At 67.9% G+C, this 17,628-nt stretch carries 14 protein-coding genes; 8 read left to right on the forward strand and 6 right to left on the reverse strand.

The window, feature by feature from the left end; translation table 11 throughout:
- The first annotated feature begins 2 nt into the window (after positions 1 to 2).
- Positions 3 to 1,193, forward strand: coding sequence for a PP2C family protein-serine/threonine phosphatase (locus ABNQ38_RS16255; protein WP_377809302.1), 1,191 nt, complete (start codon positions 3 to 5; stop codon positions 1,191 to 1,193).
- Here the strand turns inward: ABNQ38_RS16255 and ABNQ38_RS16260 are convergent.
- Entirely contained in the window at positions 1,156 to 2,124 is a 969-nt protein-coding gene (locus ABNQ38_RS16260; RefSeq protein WP_377809303.1) for a response regulator, read from the reverse strand. The two genes, ABNQ38_RS16255 and ABNQ38_RS16260, sit on opposite strands and share 38 nt — an antisense overlap.
- Positions 2,125 to 2,197: 73 nt before the next feature.
- Positions 2,198 to 5,566, reverse strand: coding sequence for a response regulator (locus ABNQ38_RS16265; protein WP_377809304.1), 3,369 nt, complete (start codon positions 5,564 to 5,566; stop codon positions 2,198 to 2,200).
- A gap of 490 nt (positions 5,567 to 6,056) precedes the next feature.
- Here ABNQ38_RS16265 and ABNQ38_RS16270 point away from each other — a divergent pair, with 490 nt between their 5' ends.
- Positions 6,057 to 6,866: a substrate-binding periplasmic protein gene (locus ABNQ38_RS16270; protein ID WP_377809305.1), complete on the forward strand. Its 810-nt coding sequence runs from the start codon at positions 6,057 to 6,059 to the stop codon at positions 6,864 to 6,866.
- A 99-nt stretch (positions 6,867 to 6,965) separates the two neighbouring features.
- Entirely contained in the window at positions 6,966 to 7,592 is a 627-nt protein-coding gene (locus ABNQ38_RS16275; RefSeq protein WP_377809306.1) for a glutathione S-transferase family protein, read from the forward strand.
- 61 nt (positions 7,593 to 7,653) lie between these two features.
- Here ABNQ38_RS16275 and ABNQ38_RS16280 read toward each other — a convergent pair whose 3' ends face one another.
- The 3 genes from ABNQ38_RS16280 to ABNQ38_RS16290 are packed head-to-tail and all read right to left on the reverse strand — an operon-like array spanning position 7,654 to position 9,521.
- Positions 7,654 to 7,980, reverse strand: coding sequence for a DUF1244 domain-containing protein (locus ABNQ38_RS16280; RefSeq protein WP_149233625.1), 327 nt, complete (start codon positions 7,978 to 7,980; stop codon positions 7,654 to 7,656).
- Between the two features lie 32 nt (positions 7,981 to 8,012).
- Positions 8,013 to 9,251 carry a DUF2478 domain-containing protein gene (locus ABNQ38_RS16285; protein WP_377809307.1) on the reverse strand — a complete coding sequence of 413 codons (1,239 nt, stop codon included), beginning with the start codon at positions 9,249 to 9,251 and terminating at the stop codon, positions 8,013 to 8,015.
- A 48-nt stretch (positions 9,252 to 9,299) separates the two neighbouring features.
- A complete protein-coding gene (locus ABNQ38_RS16290; RefSeq protein ID WP_377809308.1) occupies positions 9,300 to 9,521 on the reverse strand; it encodes a sulfurtransferase TusA family protein in 222 nt (73 codons plus the stop codon).
- Positions 9,522 to 9,748: 227 nt separating this feature from the next.
- Between ABNQ38_RS16290 and ABNQ38_RS16295 the strand changes: the two genes are divergently transcribed.
- Entirely contained in the window at positions 9,749 to 10,789 is a 1,041-nt protein-coding gene (locus ABNQ38_RS16295) for an SDR family oxidoreductase (RefSeq protein WP_377809309.1), read from the forward strand.
- Between the two features lie 107 nt (positions 10,790 to 10,896).
- Positions 10,897 to 12,147 (forward strand): Hsp70 family protein, encoded by a 1,251-nt coding sequence (locus tag ABNQ38_RS16300; protein WP_377809310.1) that lies wholly within the window; start codon positions 10,897 to 10,899, stop codon positions 12,145 to 12,147.
- A gap of 39 nt (positions 12,148 to 12,186) precedes the next feature.
- Here the strand turns inward: ABNQ38_RS16300 and apbC are convergent, their stop codons facing one another.
- A complete protein-coding gene (apbC, locus tag ABNQ38_RS16305; protein WP_377809311.1) occupies positions 12,187 to 13,347 on the reverse strand; it encodes an iron-sulfur cluster carrier protein ApbC in 1,161 nt (386 codons plus the stop codon).
- Positions 13,348 to 13,519: 172 nt separating this feature from the next.
- On the opposite strand from apbC, the gene hflK reads away from it, so the two are divergent.
- The 3 genes from hflK (at position 13,520) to ABNQ38_RS16320 (ending at position 17,569) form a co-directional block, all read left to right on the forward strand.
- Positions 13,520 to 14,782: an FtsH protease activity modulator HflK gene (hflK, locus tag ABNQ38_RS16310; protein WP_377809312.1), complete on the forward strand. Its 1,263-nt coding sequence runs from the start codon at positions 13,520 to 13,522 to the stop codon at positions 14,780 to 14,782.
- 13 nt (positions 14,783 to 14,795) lie between these two features.
- The gene (gene hflC / locus ABNQ38_RS16315) at positions 14,796 to 15,719 is read left to right on the forward strand and encodes a protease modulator HflC (RefSeq protein ID WP_377809313.1); all 924 of its coding nucleotides are present in this window, start codon (positions 14,796 to 14,798) and stop codon (positions 15,717 to 15,719) included.
- A gap of 200 nt (positions 15,720 to 15,919) precedes the next feature.
- Entirely contained in the window at positions 15,920 to 17,569 is a 1,650-nt protein-coding gene (locus ABNQ38_RS16320) for a DegQ family serine endoprotease (RefSeq protein WP_377809314.1), read from the forward strand.
- Positions 17,570 to 17,628: the final 59 nt, after the last annotated feature.

Raw genomic sequence — 17,628 nt, forward strand, 5'->3', positions numbered from 1 at the left:
TGGTGAGCGGCGGTCCGCCGGTCGTCATCGGCCATCCTCGCCCATCCGCCGCCGGGCCGCTGCGTGATGTCCTGGGCCGGCTGGGGGTTCGACGCCTCACGGTGGTGGAGGGCGACGGGCTGGCGCAGGCGGTTGCCGATGCCGAGGCCGAGCCCCCGCAGCTTCTCCTTCTGCATGCCGGGCTGCCCGGCTTCGGCCCGGATCTCCTGGTGGGATTGCGGGAGATGGCGCAACTGCGCGACGTGCCCATCCTCGGCCGCTTTGCCAGCGGCTCCCGCCGGGCGGAGCTGATGCGGGCAGGGGCAACCGACCTGCTGGCGCGTCCGCTGACCCTGGCGGAACTGTCCGCCCGCCTGTCGGTGTATCTGGAGAGGCGCCGCCTCGACCGCTCCCTTCAGGAGGTTATCCGCAGCCTGCACAGCTACCATCACGGCGCCATGCAGCGGATGGCGCTGGCTCGGCAGATGCAGTTGGGACTGCTGCCGGATGCCTCTGCCTGCCGGTCGTTGGAGGGGCGCTATGGCATCGCGATGGACAGCCATTTCGAATCGAGTTCGGAGTTGGGCGGCGATCTGTGGGGCGCGCGTCCGCTCGATGACCGGCGCTTCGCCCTGTTCCTGTGCGACTTCACCGGCCACGGGGTGGCGGCCGCGCTGAACACCTTCCGGCTGCACGCGCTGCTGGCCCGCACCGACCTGCCGGCCGACGATCCGGCCGAGACGCTGCGCGCCTTGAACGGTCTGCTGGTCAGGCTTTTGCCGGAGGCGCAGTTCGCCGCGATGATCTATGCCGTGGTCGATGTCGGTGCCGACCGGCTGGTCTACGCCACCGCCGGCGCGCCGAAGCCGCTGGTCCGCCACAGGGACGGCGGGCTGGAGGTGGGCCCGAGTTGCGGTCTGCCCCTGGGCTTGGCGGGCGAGGCGCGATACCGCAACCACTGCCTGGATTTCCCGCTCGGCTCGACCCTGCTGCTGTTCAGCGACGCGCTGTACGAGGCGCGTGGCTGGGACGGCGAGATGTTCGGCTATGACGGCGTGACCGATCTGGTGCGGGGGCTCGGCGACGATGAATTGGAGCGTCCGTTGGGCCGTATGCTCGACCGCTATTTCGCGACCGTGCCCCGGCTGCTGTCCGACGATCTGACGGTGCTGTGGATCAGCCGGAGCGTCCGTCCGCGGTCCGGTCCAGATTGACGATGCCGACCACGCGGTTGCCGTTGCCGACAAAGGTGAGCTGGTCGAAACCGACCATGCGGGCCAGCGCGATGCCGCGGCCATGGGTGGCATCCGACTGCGAGGCATCGACCGACAGGTAGCGGTTGAAATCGAAGCCCGACCCCATGTCGGTGACGGTGAAGATGACGCGGCTGTCGGTGCGCTCGACATGCAAGGTGGCGTATTTTTCGCGATGTTCGGCCGAGGCCAGCCGCGCCTCGATCTCGCGCGCCAGCATGCTGCTGGCCTTCAGCCGCCCCTTTGCCTCGAATCCGATGCCGAGGTTGCCGTGTTCCACCGCGTTCACCAATATCTCCGACAGGCCGAAGGTCAGGCTGTGAGCGGTGGCGGCAACCGACGACAGGGTGATGGCAAGATTCTGCGCCTCCTGCGGGGTGCGGAAGCGGAAGCGCCCGTCGCGCAGCAGGCCGATGGCGTCGGAGCGTGACCGCAGGTCGCCTTGCAGGCTCTTCAACCTTCCGGTCGTTTCCTCCGCCGCACGGACGACGGAGCGCAGCAGGGCGCCGTCATAGGGCTTGATCAGGTAATAAAAGACGCCGGCACGGATCGCCGCGGCGATTTCGGAACTGCTGTCGGAGATGGTCTGGACGATGACGGGGATGTCGGCCAGATGCGGCTCGCGCTTCATCCGCTCGTACAGTTCCAAACCGTCGCCGTCGGACAGCCGGCGGTCGAGCAGCACGACATGAATCGTCGATCCGCTGGCCGACAGGATCTCCCAGGCCTGCGCCTTCGTCTCCGCCTCCAGCGTTCGATAGCCGATGCGGGACAGATAGCCGGCGACGATGGCGCGGGTCATTTCCTCGTCATCGACGACCAGAGCGGTGACGGCATCGGCCATGGTCGGCGTGTACTCCAGCGGTTCGGGGCGCGATTGGGGAAATTCCATGGCATTTTACCGAAACCGCCGCAATCGCACAATCACCGGCGGCACTGCGTCGCAGCATTGCCAGTTGTAGACATCAATCGGCAGTCGCCACAAGCGCCACAGCTGCTTTCCGTGCCGCCGACAGTTCGTCGGCGACGCGTTCGCCCGCGGTGGCGGTCAGGGCGTCGAGGTCGCCACGGCGGGCAGCGTCGACCAGATGATGAGCGGTGTCCGCCATCCGGTCGAAGCCGACATTCGCGGCCGAGCCCTTCAGGATGTGGGCTTCCCGCTCGATTCCGGTGCGGTCGCCGCGTGCAATGGCTGCGCGCAGCAGATCGAGATGCTGCGGGCTGTCGCCGAAGAAGGTTTCGAGAAGCAGGGCGAAGCCGTCCTTGCCCAGCGCATCGCGCAGTTCCTCGATCTTCTCGGTGTTGACGGTGGCGGGTCCGGAGTCCGCCTTCGGTGGCGATGCGGCTTGGCCGGGGCCGTCACTCTTGCCGTCCGCCGCCGGAGGGATGAAGCGGGCGATGGTGTCCAGCAGCTTGCGGGCGTTGATCGGCTTGGACAGATAGTCGTCCATGCCGGCCTCCAGACAGATGGCGGCATCGCCCTGCATGGCATTGGCGGTCAGCGCCACGACGGGAATCCGGGCTACCGTTCCGGACAGCCGGCGAATCCGCCGCGTTGCCGCCAGCCCATCCATCACCGGCATCTGGACGTCCATCAGGACGAGGTCGTACGGCCGGGCGGTCACCGCCTCCACCGCCTCCTCGCCGTTGGACACCGCTTCCGCGCTGACGCCGGCCCGGCGCAGCAGGGCCAGCGTCAGCTGCTGGTTGACCGGATTGTCTTCCGCCACCAGAACGCGGACGCGTGGCGTCGGCTGGCCGTTGGGGGCCGGATCGATTTTTGCGGCGGTCGGCGGCACCGCTGCCGGACTGTCGATGCGACGCGGAATGACGTTCCCGGCGGCCGGACCGCTCCCCGGCGCAGCATCGGGCCAGGACGCGGCCGGGGCGCCTGCCAGCGACAGCGCAGGCCGTTCCAGCAGGCGGGCGAGGCATTGGCACAGGGTGCTGAAGCGGATCGGCTTGGGCAGGTGGGTGTCCACCGGCGCCTGCTCCTGCCCCTGCCCCTCCAGCCTTTGCGAGGAGGCGAGCGCCAGCCGGATGCCGGCCAGTTCCGGTATGGCGCGGATACGCCGTGCCACCTCCGGCCCGGTCAGGCCGGGCATGCGGTGATCGAGGATCGCGGCATCGAAGGGCGTGCCAAGACGGGCGGCGGCGACCAGCCGGTCGAGCGCCTGCTCTCCGTTCTCCGCCGTCTCGACGACGATGCCGAAGCCGTCGATCTGCCGGGTCAGCAGATCGCGGTTGACGGCGATGTCATCGACCAGCAGAAGGCGCCGTCCCGCCCAGTTGCCGATGGGGGCCGGCGGATGGGCGCTGCCGACACCGCGTTTCAGCGGGACGGACACCCAGAAGACGCTTCCCGTCCCCGGCTCGCTGTCCACGCCGATCCGGCCGCCCATCAGCTCGGCCAGCCGCTTGCAGATCGCCAGTCCCAGACCGGTGCCGCCATGGCGCCGGGCGGGGGAGGAATCGACCTGGGTGAACATGGCGAACAGGCGCGGCCGCTCCTCCTCCCGGATGCCGATGCCGGTGTCGCGCACCTCGAACCGGACGCGGACGCCGTCTTCAGCCTTGCCGGCGTCGGGACCGTCCGCTTCCTGCCGCTCGTCGGGCTCCTCGCTCAACAGGATGGTGACGCTGCCGGAATCGGTGAATTTCACGGCGTTGCCGGCAAGGTTCAACAGGATCTGCCGCAGCCGCCCGGCATCGCCCAGCAGGGGACCGCGCAGCCCCGGCGGCACGAAGCTGGCGAGGTCCAGTCCCTTGGCTGCGGCGCGCGGCGCCAGAATTTCCGCGACGCTCTCGACCATCGGCACCAGTTCGAACTCTCCAACCTCCAAATCCAGCCGGCCGGCGTCGATCTTCGAGAAGTCGAGGATGTCGTTGATGATGACCAGCAGCGATTCGGCGGAATCGCGGATCGTCTCGGCATAGGTGCGCTGTTCGGCTTCCATCGGCGTGTCGAGCAGCAGCCCGGCCATGCCGATCACCCCGTTCATCGGTGTGCGGATCTCGTGACTCATCGTCGCGAGGAATTCCATCTTGATGCGCTGGCCGTCCTCCGCCCGCTCCTTGGCGTCGCGCAACGTATGCTCCAGCCGCTTCTCCTCGGTCAGGTCGCGCAGGATGGCGGCATAAAGCGGGCCAGCGGCGGTCTTGACCAAGGCCATCGAGTAGGCCAGCGGGAAGCTTTCCGTCCGATCCCCGGCATCGTCGGCCGCCACACGCAGCGCGATGATCTCGCCGCGGGTGGCGAGGTCCATGGCGTGGCGGCCGCGCGCGATCTCTTCCAGCGCGTGGGAGACGCCGGACCGCCTGTCGGTCGGCAGGAAATCCACCACCGGCCGGCCGACAAGCTCGCCCTGCGCGCAGCGGAAGATGGCATGGGCGGCCGGGTTGGCCGCTTCGATCACGCCGTCCGGCCGCGCGGTGACGATGCCCTCCGCCGCGGTATCGACGATGGCGGACAGGCGGGCATTGGTCTCTTCCAGCTCCTTGCCCTGTTCGCGCTGTGCCGCAAGGGAGCGGGCCAGCAGCAGCCCGAACAGGCTGAGCAGCAGGATCATGCCGCCGGACAGCAGCGACGCCATCCGCAGATTGTCGCGCCAGGGGGCCAGAACCGTGTCCGTGCGCACGCTGACCGTCAGGATCAGCGGCCAGACCGGGGTCGTCCGATAGGCGACGATTCGCGTTCCCGGGCCGGCGCCGACATCGGTCCCGGAGTGGCGGAACACGCCATATTCCGCCTGCGGCAGATAATGGTGGAACAGCGGGGTGGCGGCGAAGGATTTGGCGATCTCGTCCCCGATCTGCGGCTGGACGGTCAGCAGCGTGCCGTCATAGCGGTACAGCGCGATCCGGTCGCCCAATCCCGCGCCGGTGCCACCCTGCACCGCCCGGTACAGGCCCTGGAAGTAATCCGGATTGACGGTGGCGACGACGACCGCCTGCAGGCTGCCGTCGGCCTCGCGCAGGGCACGGCTCATCGGCAGCAGCCAGCGGCCCGACCGTTCGCCTGCCGGGGTGCGGTCGATCAGGCTGCGTCCCGGGCGTGGATCGCCGATCACCAGCCCGTTGCCCTGGGCAGCCGCCTGCAGGTGGAACACGTCCAGTTCCGTCAGGTAGGTGGCGGCGGGGTAAGCACCTTCGGTGGTGGCGACGATCCGGCCGGTGCGGTCGAGCAGGGTCAGCCCGCGCAGGTGGGGCGACCGGCGCAGCCGGTCCGTCAGCATGGCCGTCACGTCGGGACCGGGTGCGCCGTCCTCCCCCGTCCAGTTGGCGTCCGACAGCGCGTCGACGATGGAGGACAGGGTTACGTCGACCGATTGCACCGTACGGGTGGTCGAGACCTCCAGCGCCGCTGCAAGGCTGGCGAGGCTGGCCTCGGCCGAGTCGAGGGCCGCCTGGCGCGCGGTGATCAGCTGCTGGCCCTGGTTGATCAGCAGGGCGAAAACCGCAAGAAGGGCGAAGGCGATGATGCCGCCCCGCTTTTCGAAGAGACCCTTCAGATCCGCTTTAACTGGGGACGGGGACAGGGCGTTCGTTCCGGACGGTCAGATGTGGTGGAGCGACCAAGCCGCAGCTTGCATGGGTCCGAACCCGTCCGTCATCTGCGGTCCGCGGTCGGATCGCAGTCGGATCAATGCGCTGGGCCCAAGCTCTTGGTCGAAGTTTGCGCCTGGGACAATAGCAGCTACACACACCCGACGCCAAGCATCCGCTGCCGTTGCGAACCGGTCGATGATAAGATACCGCTGCGGTTTTGCGGTCTTGCTTCCAGATCGCAAAGAACAGCGATGGTTGGTTAACGAAAGGTGTGACATGGCGATGCGCGGCCTTTGGGCGGTCAGCTTCTCAATTCTGTCGGTTCTGTCGGTCGGAATCGTGGCGCCGACCATGGCGGCGGACGGGAGACTTCAGAAAATTGCAGAACAGAAGCAACTTCGTGTCTGCTCTTGGCCCGATTACTATGCGATCTCGTTCCGGAATCCACGCACCGGCGCGCTGGAGGGGCTGGATGCGGAGCTGGCGCAGGAATTCGCCAAGGATCTGGGCGTTCGCCTGACGGTGGTGGAAAGCAGCTTTCCCCGCTTCATCGAGGATTTGCTGGCCGACCGCTGCGACATCGGCATGTTCGCCATCGGCGCCACCCCGGCACGGGCGCAGCATGTCACCTTCAGCCAGCCCTATCTGCGCAGCGGCATCTATGCGGTCACCACCCAGACCAACGGCGGCATCCAGCGGTGGGAGGATCTCGACCGCACCGGCAATGTCGTGGCGGTGCAGAAGGACACCTACATGGACGGCTACGCCCGCTCCGCCATGAAGGCCGCGCGCATCGTCGCCGTCACCCGCCCGCAGGAGCGGGAGGAGGAGGTGCAGTCCGGCCGTGCCGACGCCTTCCTGACCGATTATCCCTATGGGCAGCGCATGCTGGCCTTTCACCCCTGGGCACGGCTGATCGTACCGGACGTGCCGGTGCAGCCAACCCCCTACGCCTATGCGGTGGCGCCGGGCGATGCAGCCTGGCTGGACCGGGTCAATGCCTTCGTTGCCGCGATCAAGGCAGATGGTCGGCTGGAGAGCATCGCCGCCCGCTATAAGCTGACCCCGATCGTGGCGCGGGACTGAGTCGCGTTGCACGAATGCAGCGGCGGGATAAATCCGGTCTAGGATGAGTAGAGAGGGCCATCCATCAGCGGGGCCCACCCATCAGCGGGGATTATGTCGATGATTCTGATCGGACAGTATGATTCGCCCTTCGTGCGCCGCGTCGCCATCGCTCTGCGCCTCTACGGCATGGCGTACGAGCATCGGCCCTGGTCGGTCTTTTCCGACGCGGCAGAGATCGCACGCTTCAACCCGCTGAAGCGGGTGCCGACGCTGGTGCTGGCGGATGGCGAAGTGCTGATCGAAAGCGGCGCCATCCTCGATCATCTGGACGAAGTCGCCGGACCGGACCGGGCGCTGATCGCCCGCCAGGGGCCGGAGCGCCGACGGTCGCTGAAGCTCTCAGCGCTGGCGACGGGATTGGCCGACAAGGCGGTCAGCCTTGTCTACGAACGCGTCCTGCACAAGGAACGGTCCGATCTGTGGATGGAGCGCTGCACCGGCCAGATCGGTGCCGTTCTCGACGTGCTGGAGGCTGACCGCGCCGCTGCTGCCGGTCCCTGGTGGTTCGGCGACCGCATCGGCCATGCCGACATCGCCGCCGGCTGCGCCCTGCGCTTTGTCGGCGAAGCCCACCCGGCCGTGTTCGACCGCTCCCGCTGGCCGGCGCTCGCCGCCCACTCCGACGCCTGCGAGGCGATGGCGGAGTTCAAGGCGGTGGTGCAGCCCTTTTCGGTGAACGCCTGAGGCGTTGCCCCCTTCTCCGTGCATCGGCGCGGGAAGGGGGCTTGGTGAAGGTTAGTGTGGCTTACCGGTGGCCGCTGATCTCGGCGTGCAGCGGCTTGGTATCCTCGAACGTCTTCTGCTGTTCGGGCGTGGCTTCCTTCTGGTGCTTCTGCTTCCATTCGGAATAGGGCATGCCGTAGACGGCGATGCGGGCATCCTCGTCGGACAGCTGGACGCCGCGTTCCTTGGCCGCCGCCGCATACCATTTCGACAGGCAGTTGCGGCAGAAGCCGGCGAGATTCATCAGGTCGATGTTCTGCACGTCGGTGCGCTTGCGCAGATGTTCGACCAGACCGCGGAAGGCAGCTGCTTCCAGTTCAATGCGGGTCTGATGGTCCAGATCGGCCATGGGGTCTCAACTCCTCCGGTATTCTTGTTCAGTTAAGAGTGGGGTGGCCGGTGCAGCGTGACCATCCGGCCATAGGGATGAAAATCGCGCGAACCGCCGCCGCCGGCGATGGTGCGCACCACCGCTTCGCGGTCGATGGCGACGAAACCGGCCAGCGACTGGATCCCGTAATCGAACAGGCGCGGGGTCAACGGCGTTCCGGGGCCGACCATTGCCACCTCCGCTCCCGCCGAAACCCGCAGCAGGCGGGGCAAGGTGCGGTTGGCGAAGGCCGACGCCGTGATGGCCACCGCATCGGCGCCCGGCAGCAGCCAGTCGCAGGCGGCCTCGGGGTACTCGCCCTCCTGCGGGTTCATGTCGATCACCTTGGCGCGGGGCAGGCGGCGGGCAAGCTGCGGGAAGCCGCCGATCACCACGACCCGGCCCTCGACCGCGGCGAACAGGTTCAGCCCGTTGCCGGGGACGCCGGTCACGTCGGGCCGGTTGTAATGCGCGTTCAAGGCGGCGACACCGACGGCGATCTCCAGCGGATCCCAGGACTGAGCGGCCATGGCGGCAAGATCGCGCAGGCCCCGCCCGATCCAGGGCTGCGCAGTGTCCTCTGCTGCGCCCTCTGCCGCCGGCGCCTGCCTTGCGGCGACGCCGAGGCCATCGGCGGTTTCCACCAGCACCCATTTGTCGCCGGTGACGACACGGCGGACGTCGGCATCGGCGACGCCCTGCACCAGATCCTGGTACATCCGCTGCGGTCCCCACCAGCGCCATAGCGCGTCGGCCACCGGGGAGAGCAGGTCGCAGAAGCCGCCGGTCGCGGTCTGCCATTCGTTGAGATAGCGGCTGCCGACGCTGGTCAGTACGGGAATGCCTTCGGCGATGGCGGCCAGCATCTCGTCCGACAGGCCGTCGCCGTGCGATTCCAGCCCGGCGAACTTGTTGACCACCAGCAGGTCGACGCCCGACGCGACGGCGTTGCGGATCGCCTGGCTGGCTTCCGCCACGCCGGTCGGATCGACGCGGCAGGACTGCGATTCCCGGCCCAGCTTCTGGGTGATGTCATAGGCGTGACCGGTGGCGACATCGACCAGTTCCATCCGCTCGGCGCAATCTTCGCCCGTCCCGTGGTTGCGCTGGACCAGTCCGCCGACACGGAAGCCGCGCCGCTTCAGCTCCGCCGAAAAGCCGTCCAGCAGCGTATCGACGCCATAGGAGCCGGGGCCATGGATGACGGCCCCGGGACGCAGGGGCGGCAGAATCGCGGGGAGAAGCGGCATCGGGGCATGGACCTTTCGCGGGACGGCGGACGGGCGGCGATGGACGCCTCAGACGCCGCGGCGGATGCGGTAGACGAAGACCGTCTTGTGGATTTCGTCGGGCTGGGTTTCGTGCGACAGCAGCGCGTTGTCGGTCGTGTTGCAGAAATGCTTGAAGTCGATGACGGAGGCCGGGTCGGTCGCGTAGACCACCAGCTCCTCCCCAGCCTCCATCCCGTTCAGCAGGGCGCGGGTGCGCAGAATGGGCAACGGGCAATGCAGCCCCTTCACGTCAAGCTCTCTCGCCGGCACCGCGCCCGCTCCACACTGGTTGAGGACAAAATCCTTAACGAGGACATGTGACTGTAGCCGGTTCGTCTCCGCATCTCCAGACCGGCGGCGGGAATGCCGCATGCGCCGCGGTCGACCCTCGTCCGAAATTTTCCGGTCCCTGCGCTGTTGTACGGCGCAATCGCAAGGAATTTGCCCCGAGAAACTTTGACGAAAGGATTGCGGTCATGGCGAAGCGGCCGGGCAGCGATATGAGCGACAAGGTGGTTGTCATCACGGGCGCCTCCAGCGGCATCGGTCGGGCGACCGCGCTGGAGTTCGCCAGCCAGGGGGCCGCGGTGATCCTGGCCGCCCGGCGGATGGCGGCTTTGCACGAGGTGGCGGAGGAGTGCATCGAAGCCGGCGGCCGCGCCATGGTGGTGCCGACCGACGTGACCGACCAGCGCGCGATGCAGGCTCTGGCGGACCGTGCCATCCAAGCGTTCGGCGGCATCGACGTCTGGGTGAACAATGCCGGCGTCATCGCCTTCGGCCGTTTCGAGGACATCCCCGACGAGGTGTTCGAGCAGGTGGTGCGCACCGACTTCTTCGGCATGGTCCATGGCTGCCGCGCCGTGCTGCCCCATTTCCTCGACCGCGGGGAGGGCATCGTCATCAACACCGCGTCGATGGTGTCCAACATCGGCCAGCGCTATGCCACCCCCTACACCGCGGCGAAATTCGCCGTGCGCGGCTTCTCCGAATCCCTGCGTCAGGAGCTGGTGGACGAGCCCGACATCCATGTCTGCATGGTCATGCCGGCCTCCATCGACACCCCGCTGTGGCAGCATGCCGCCAACTACACCGGCCGGGCAATCAAGCCGCTGAACCCGATCCACCCGCCGGAGGAGGTCGCTGCGGCCATCCTGTCGCTGGCGGCCAATCCCCAGCGCGAGCTGTTCGTCGGCGCCGAGGGGCGTCTCGCCGCCGTCGGCAACGCCATGGCGCCGCAGATGACCGAGCGAGCGCTCGCTCACACCATCGAGCGTGACATGTTCCAGAACCGTTCGGCCCCCGACACCTCGGGCGGCGTGCTGACGGCCATGCCGGAATATCAGGGCGCCAGCGGCGGCTGGATGGAACGGCAGCCGGAGCACGGCAGGGGTAGAGGCCGGGGCAGGGAGGAGGGGCGGGGACGTGCCTTCTCCTGGACCAACCTGACCCTGTTCCTGCTGCCGGTGGTGCTGGCCAGCCGTCCTCTGGCGGGCAGGGCGATGCGCCACATGTGACGATCGATCGGCAGGGCGCTTGATCCGGCGGTCCGGAGCCGTTATACGCTCGCCCCTTTTCCGGTGCGGCGGCTGGCCGTACCGGTCATCCGGGCAGGAGGCGGGACATGACGGCGTGCGGGCTCGATTTCGGCACCTCGAACACGACGCTGGGCGTACAGGATGCGGACGGCTTCCGTCTGCTGGCGCTGGACGGCACGCGGACGACCCTGCCGACCGCGGTGTTCTTCGACTTCGAACATGACCGCACCACCATCGGCCAGGCCGCCATCGACGGCTATGTGTCTGGGGTGGAAGGGCGGCTAATGCGCTCGATCAAGTCGATGCTCGGCACCGACCTGATCGACGCCGACACGGCACTCCGCAAGGGCCGCATCAGCTTCCGCGCGGTGATCGGCACCTTCCTCGATCTGGTGAAGAAGCGGGCCGAGGATGCGCTGGGCGGGGAACTGGGCGACGTCGTCGTCGGCCGCCCGGTCCATTTCGTCGATGGCGATCCGGCCGGCGATGCCGCGGCTGAAGAGACGCTGGGCCAGATCGCCCGGGCCGCCGGCTTCCGCAACGTCTCCTTCCAGTTCGAGCCTATCGCCGCCGCGCTTGATTACGAGCAGCAGGTGGCGGGCGAGGAACTGGCGCTGATCGCCGACATCGGCGGCGGCACCTCCGACTTCTCGGTCGTGCGCATTGGGCCGGAGCGGCGCGGCAAGGCCGACCGAGCCGGCGACATCCTGGCCAACGATGGCATCCGCGTCGGCGGCACCGATTTCGACCGTGACCTCAGCCTCGCCACCGCCATGCCCGAGCTGGGGCTGGGCAGCGCCATGAAGCGCGCCGGGCTGCTGGCGCCGAAGAGCATCTATTTCGATCTGGCCACCTGGTCGAAGATCAACTTCCTCTACACCGCCAAGGCGATGGCCGAACTGGAGCGCCTGCAACGCGATTCCGCCGAGCCGGAGAAGATCGAGCGCCTGATCGGCGTGGTCGAACATCGCCAGGGCCATGCGCTGGCGATGGCTGTGGAGCGCACCAAGATCGCCCTGTCCGACCATGAGGCGACGCAGCTGGCGCTGGATTGGGGCGACGGGGACCTTGCCCTTGCGGTGGATCGGCAGGCGCTGAACCGCGCCACCGGCTCGCTGGCGGCCCGCATCGGCACGCGCATCCGCGACTGCCTGTCCGACGCAGGCGTGACCGCCGACCGCATCGACGCGGTGTTCCTGACCGGCGGCTCCACCCTGCTGCCCCAGGTCCGCGCGGCGATCCTGGCCGAGGCGCCGGGCGCGCGGGTGGTGGAAGGCAACATCTTCGGCTCCGTCGGCCTGGGGCTGACGGTGGAAGCCTTGCGGCGCTACGGATGAACGCGACGGGGTGGGAGATGACCTCCCACCCCTGACCGGTCACTGCACGACGATGCGCGGCGCCGCACGGCCGCCGGTGCCGCCGCCGATCTTTTCCCACAGGCGCATCGCGATCCGGCGATAGACCTGGGCATGCTCGGAATCGGGCTGCGACACCACGATGGGATGGCCCTGATCGGAGGTCTCGCGGATCGACAGGTGAAGCGGGATCTCGCCGAGGAACTCCATGCCCAGATCGTCGGCTTCCTTGCGGGCGCCGCCGTGGCTGAAGATGTCGGTGCGGTGGCCGCAGTTGGGGCAGCAGAAATAGCTCATGTTCTCGATGATGCCCAGCACGGGCACGTCGACGCGGCGGAACATGTTCAGCCCCTTGCGGGCGTCCAGCAGGGCGATGTCCTGCGGGGTGGAGACGATCACCGCACCTGCCAGCGGAACCTGCTGGGCCATGGTCAGCTGGGCGTCGCCGGTGCCCGGCGGCATGTCCACCACCAGCACGTCGAGGGTGCCCCAATTCACGTCGCGCAGCATCTGCTGCAACGCGCTCATCACCATCGGTCCGCGCCAGATCATCGGCGTGTCCTCGGCGACCAGGAAGCCCATGGACATGACCTTGATGCCGAAATTCTCCATCGGCTCCAGGCGTTTGCCGTCGGGGCTGTTCGGTCGGCCGGCGATCCCCATCATGCGCGGCATCGACGGGCCGTAGATGTCGGCATCGAGCAGGCCGACCTTCAGCCCGTTCGCCGCCAGCGCCAGCGCCAGATTGGCTGAGGTGGTCGACTTGCCGACGCCGCCCTTGCCGGACGCCACCGCGACGATGGCCTTCACGCCGGGAACCAGCGGCTTCTGCGGGTCGCCCTGCGGTGCCCCTCCATGGGAATGACCATGGGAGTGGCCGTGCTGCCCACCATGCGAATGCGTGTGGCTCTGTGCCGCACCCTGCGGTGCCGCGCGATGGGCGGTCAGTACCGCGGTGACCGAAAGGACGCCGGGCAGGGCATCGACCGCTTTCTCGGCGGCGTGGCGCAGGGGTTCGGCCTGCGCGCCGCGCTTGGGGTCCACTTCGATGGAAAAAGCGACATGCCCGTCGCGCACCACGAGGCCCGACAACATGCCCAAACTGACGATGTCGCCGCCCCGGTCCGGGTCGATGACGGTCTTCAGCGCCTGCATGACTTGAGCTTCGCTGATCTGCGCCATGGTTGAAAACTCCGCTGTCTTCCCGATATTGGCGGATATCCGTTGGTGGAATCCTTGCCGAAGGGTATGGGGGACTATAGGACCGACGGACGAGATCGGTAAAGGGATGCGCGGGGCTTAAGCCATTGCGCTTCCACATGATGGGACGAATCGCAGAGGGGGACTGAGTCGGATGCCGTGGAACAATCAAGGTGGGGGCGGAGGTGGCGGCCCCTGGGGTCCCCCGCCGGGCAACAACGGCCCGGGCAACCCGTGGGGCCGTCCCCAGGGCGGAGGAAATGGCGGCGGTGGCGGTGGCCCGCAGCCTCCCGACCTTGAGGATCTTCTGCGGCGCAGCCAGGACCGCCTGCGGCGTGCCATGCCCGGCGGCTTCGGCAGCGGCCGCGGCGTGGCGCTGGTCGCCGGCGTGCTCGGCCTGATCTGGCTCGCCAGCGGCATCTACCGCGTCGAGGCGGACGAGCAGGGCGTCGTCATGCGCTTCGGCGAGTGGACCCGCACCGAACAGCCCGGCCTGCGCTACCGCCTGCCATCGCCGATCGAGACGGTGCTGCTGCCCAAGGTGACGCGCGTCAACCGCATCGAGGTCGGTTACCGGTCCTCCGTCGGCGGCGGCCGCAACGACCGCGACGTGCCGGACGAGTCGCTGATGCTGACCGGCGACGAGAACATCGTCGACATCGATTTCACGGTGTTCTGGGTCATCAAGGACGCCGGCAACTTCCTGTTCAAGATCCGCGAGCCGGAAGTGACGGTGAAGAAGGCCGCCGAGAGCGCGATGCGCGAGGTCATCGGCCGCACCGACCTGCAGCCCGCCCTGACCGAGGCCCGCCAGCAGATCGAAACCTCGACCCGCCAGCTTCTCCAGACCATGCTGGACGAGTATCAGGCCGGCATCGAGATCACCCAGGTCCAGCTGCAGAAGGCCGACCCGCCGCAGCCGGTCATCGACGCGTTCAACGACGTGCAGCGTGCCCGCGCCGACCGCGAGCGTGCCCGCAACGAGGCGGAAGCCTACCGCAACGACATCATCCCGCGCGCCCGCGGCGAGGCGGAGCGGCTGGTGCAGGAGGCCTCGGCCTACCGCGAGCAGGTGGTCAGCCTGGCGCAGGGCGACGCCGACCGCTTCCGCAAGGTTTACGAGGCCTATGCGCTGAGCAAGGACGTCACGTCCAAGCGCATGTATCTGGAGACCATGGAGGAGATCTTCCGCGGCCGGAACAAGATCATCGTCGAGGGTTCGGCGCAGAACGTCGTGCCCTATCTGCCGCTGAACCAGCTGGCCCCGAACGCCACGCCGGCCCCGCAGCAGCAGGCGCCGCGTCAGGCTCCGTCCAACCAGGGCGGCAACCAGGGGGGCGCGCGGTCCGGCACGCAGACGCAGCCGCTGTCCGCGCTGCCCCAGAATTCTCAGAACCCGTCAATGTCCGGCCAGTGAGGAGGATCGCATCATGAAACGCACCCTCGCCATCGCCGGTATCGCCATCGTCGCCCTCGGCGTCGTCGCGTCGTCCGCCCTGTTCACCGTCAACGAGGCCCAGCAGGCGCTCGTCCTGCAGTTCGGCGAGCCACGCCGGGTGATCCAGGATCCGGGCCTGAAGGTGAAGATCCCCTTCATTCAGGAGGTCCGGCTGCTCGACCGCCGCGTCCTCGACCTCGACCCGCCGGTGGAGCAGGTCATCCTGGCCGACCAGAAGCGCCTGGATGTCGATGCCTTCGCCCGCTACCGCATCCACGACCCGCTGCGCTTCTACCAGACCGCCGGGACCGAGGCGGTGGCCGAAACCCGCCTGAACTCCATCGTCAACTCGGCCCTGCGCCGCGTGCTCGGCAACGTCACGGTGCTGGCCGTGCTGTCGGACGAACGTGCCCGCATCATGACCGACATCAAGGGGCAGGTGAACGACGAGGCCAAGCGCTTCGGCATCGAGATCGTCGATGTCCGCATCCGCCGCGCCGACCTGCCGGAGGAGACCAGCCAGTCGATCTTCGCCCGGATGCGGTCCGAGCGTGAACGCGAAGCGTCCGAGGCCCGCGCCCAGGGCCAGGAGCAGTCGCAGCAGATCAAGTCGCGTGCCGAACGCGAACGCACGGTCATCATCGCCGAGGCCCAGCGCGACGCGCAGATCCTGCGCGGTGAAGGCGACAACAGCGCGTTGAAGCTGATCGCCGAGGCGACCTCGCAGGATCCCGCCTTCTACGGCTTCTACCGGTCGCTCGAAGCCTATCGGAAGTCGCTGAACGGCAACGACACCACCATGGTGCTGTCGCCGACCGGCGAGTTCTTCCGTTACTTCAACGGCGCCGGCCCGCAGGTCGGCGGTGGTGCGCCGGCTCCGGCACCGGCCCCCGCGCCGGCCGCTCCGGCGCAGTAACGCCGCGCGACAGGTTCAAAACGGCTTGCGGCCGGATCGGGGTCTCCCCCGGTCCGGCCGCAATGCTGTCGGGCCGGGCGAGCCGATGGAGCTACGGTCCGCAGCAAGAGTTCAAAAGAAAACTCCGGCCTTAAGTTTTCCACTGGTGCCGACTGGACCGGCACGCCATCTTGCGGCCATACTCTTGGCCCAACACATATATGGCCCAGAACTGGGCGGCCGCTCCCGTCCATGGAATCGGCCGGACGTCTGGTAGGGAGAGCACGTTGATTCGCATACCCAACTTCGAACCCGCCACGCGCGGCGCCGTGGCCGAGGCCCGGCCTCGCAAGGCGGGCGTCCGGCCGCTGGTCGCCGCGATCGTCTGGGGCATGACGTCGGTCATGGCCGGCGGCGCCGTGATGGGCGGCATCGCCGCCGCTCCGGCTCAAGCTCAAGCTGCAACGCCGAACCGCAATGCGCCCGGCAGCTTCGCCGATCTGGCGGAAAAGCTGCTGCCGGCGGTCGTCAACATCTCCACCAGCCAGAACGCGCCGCAGCGTCCGCAGGGCCAGCGGCCGGAGGTCCCGCAGTTTCCGCCGGGCTCGCCCTTCGAGGACTTCTTCAAGGACTTTTTCGACCGCCAGCAGCAGCAGGACCAGCCGCAGCGCAAGGCGACGTCGCTCGGTTCCGGCTTCATCATCGACGCCAAGAACGGCTATGTGGTCACCAACAACCACGTCGTTCAGGATGCCGACGAGATCACTGTCATCCTGCAGGACGACACCAACATCAAGGCGGAGTTGATCGGCAAGGACAGCAAGACCGATCTCGCCCTGCTGAAGATCAAGACCAGCCACCCGCTGGTCGCCGTTCCCTTCGGCGACAGCGACGCCATGCGCGTCGGCGACTGGGTTCTGGCCATCGGCAACCCGTTCGGTCTCGGCGGGTCGGTCACCGCCGGCATCATCTCGGCGCGCCAGCGCAACATCGACGCCGGCCCGTACGACGATTTCCTCCAGACCGACGCCTCGATCAACCGCGGCAATTCCGGCGGCCCGATGTTCAACCTGAACGGCGAGGTCATCGGCATCAACACCGCCATCTTCTCGCCGTCGGGCGGGTCGGTCGGCATCGGTTTCGCCATTCCGTCCAACCTCGCCAAGCAGGTGGTGGCGCAGCTGAAGGATTATGGCAAGACCCGCCGCGGCTGGCTGGGCGTGCGCATCCAGGCGGTGACGCCGGAGATCGCCGAAAGCCTTGGCCTGCCCGGCCACAAGGGCGCGCTGGTCGCCTCCGTCACTCCCGATGGCCCGGCCGCAAAGGGCGGCATCCAGGCCGGCGACGTCGTGACCAAGTTCGATGGCCGCGAAATCGACGAGATGCGCCGCCTGCCGCGTGTCGTCGCCGAAACCTCCATCGACAAGGCCGTTCCGGTCGAAGTGTGGCGCAAGGGCAAGTCGCAGACCGTCCAGGTCAAGGTCGGTGAGCTTGAGGCCGCGGAGGAGCAGGGTCTGCTCGCCGCCGGTCCGGACGAGAAGCAGCCGCCCAAGGACAAGGCCCCGGCCCAGAAGCCGACCGAATCCCTCGGCATGAAGCTGACCGCCATCACCCCGGAGCTGCGCCAGCAGTACGAGATCAAGCCCGACATGAAGGGCGTGGTCATCACCGACGTGGCGGGCAACTCCACCGCGGCGGAAAAGGGCCTGCGCGCCGGCGACGTCATCATCGAGGTCGGCCAGGAAGAGGTCCGCAAGCCCGAGGACGTGACCGCCAAGGTTCAGAAGGCCAAGGAGCAGAGCAAGAAGTCGGTGCTTCTGCTGGTCGACCGCAAGGGCGACCTGCGCTTTGTGGCGATCCCGCTCAGCTGATCGCCTGCGGGCAATGAAGAAGGGCGCCGGCGGGAAACCGCCGGCGCCCTTTTCGTTTG

This window comes from Azospirillum sp. A29 (assembly GCF_042604625.1).
In the GTDB taxonomy this organism is placed as follows: Bacteria; Pseudomonadota; Alphaproteobacteria; order Azospirillales; family Azospirillaceae; genus Azospirillum; species Azospirillum palustre.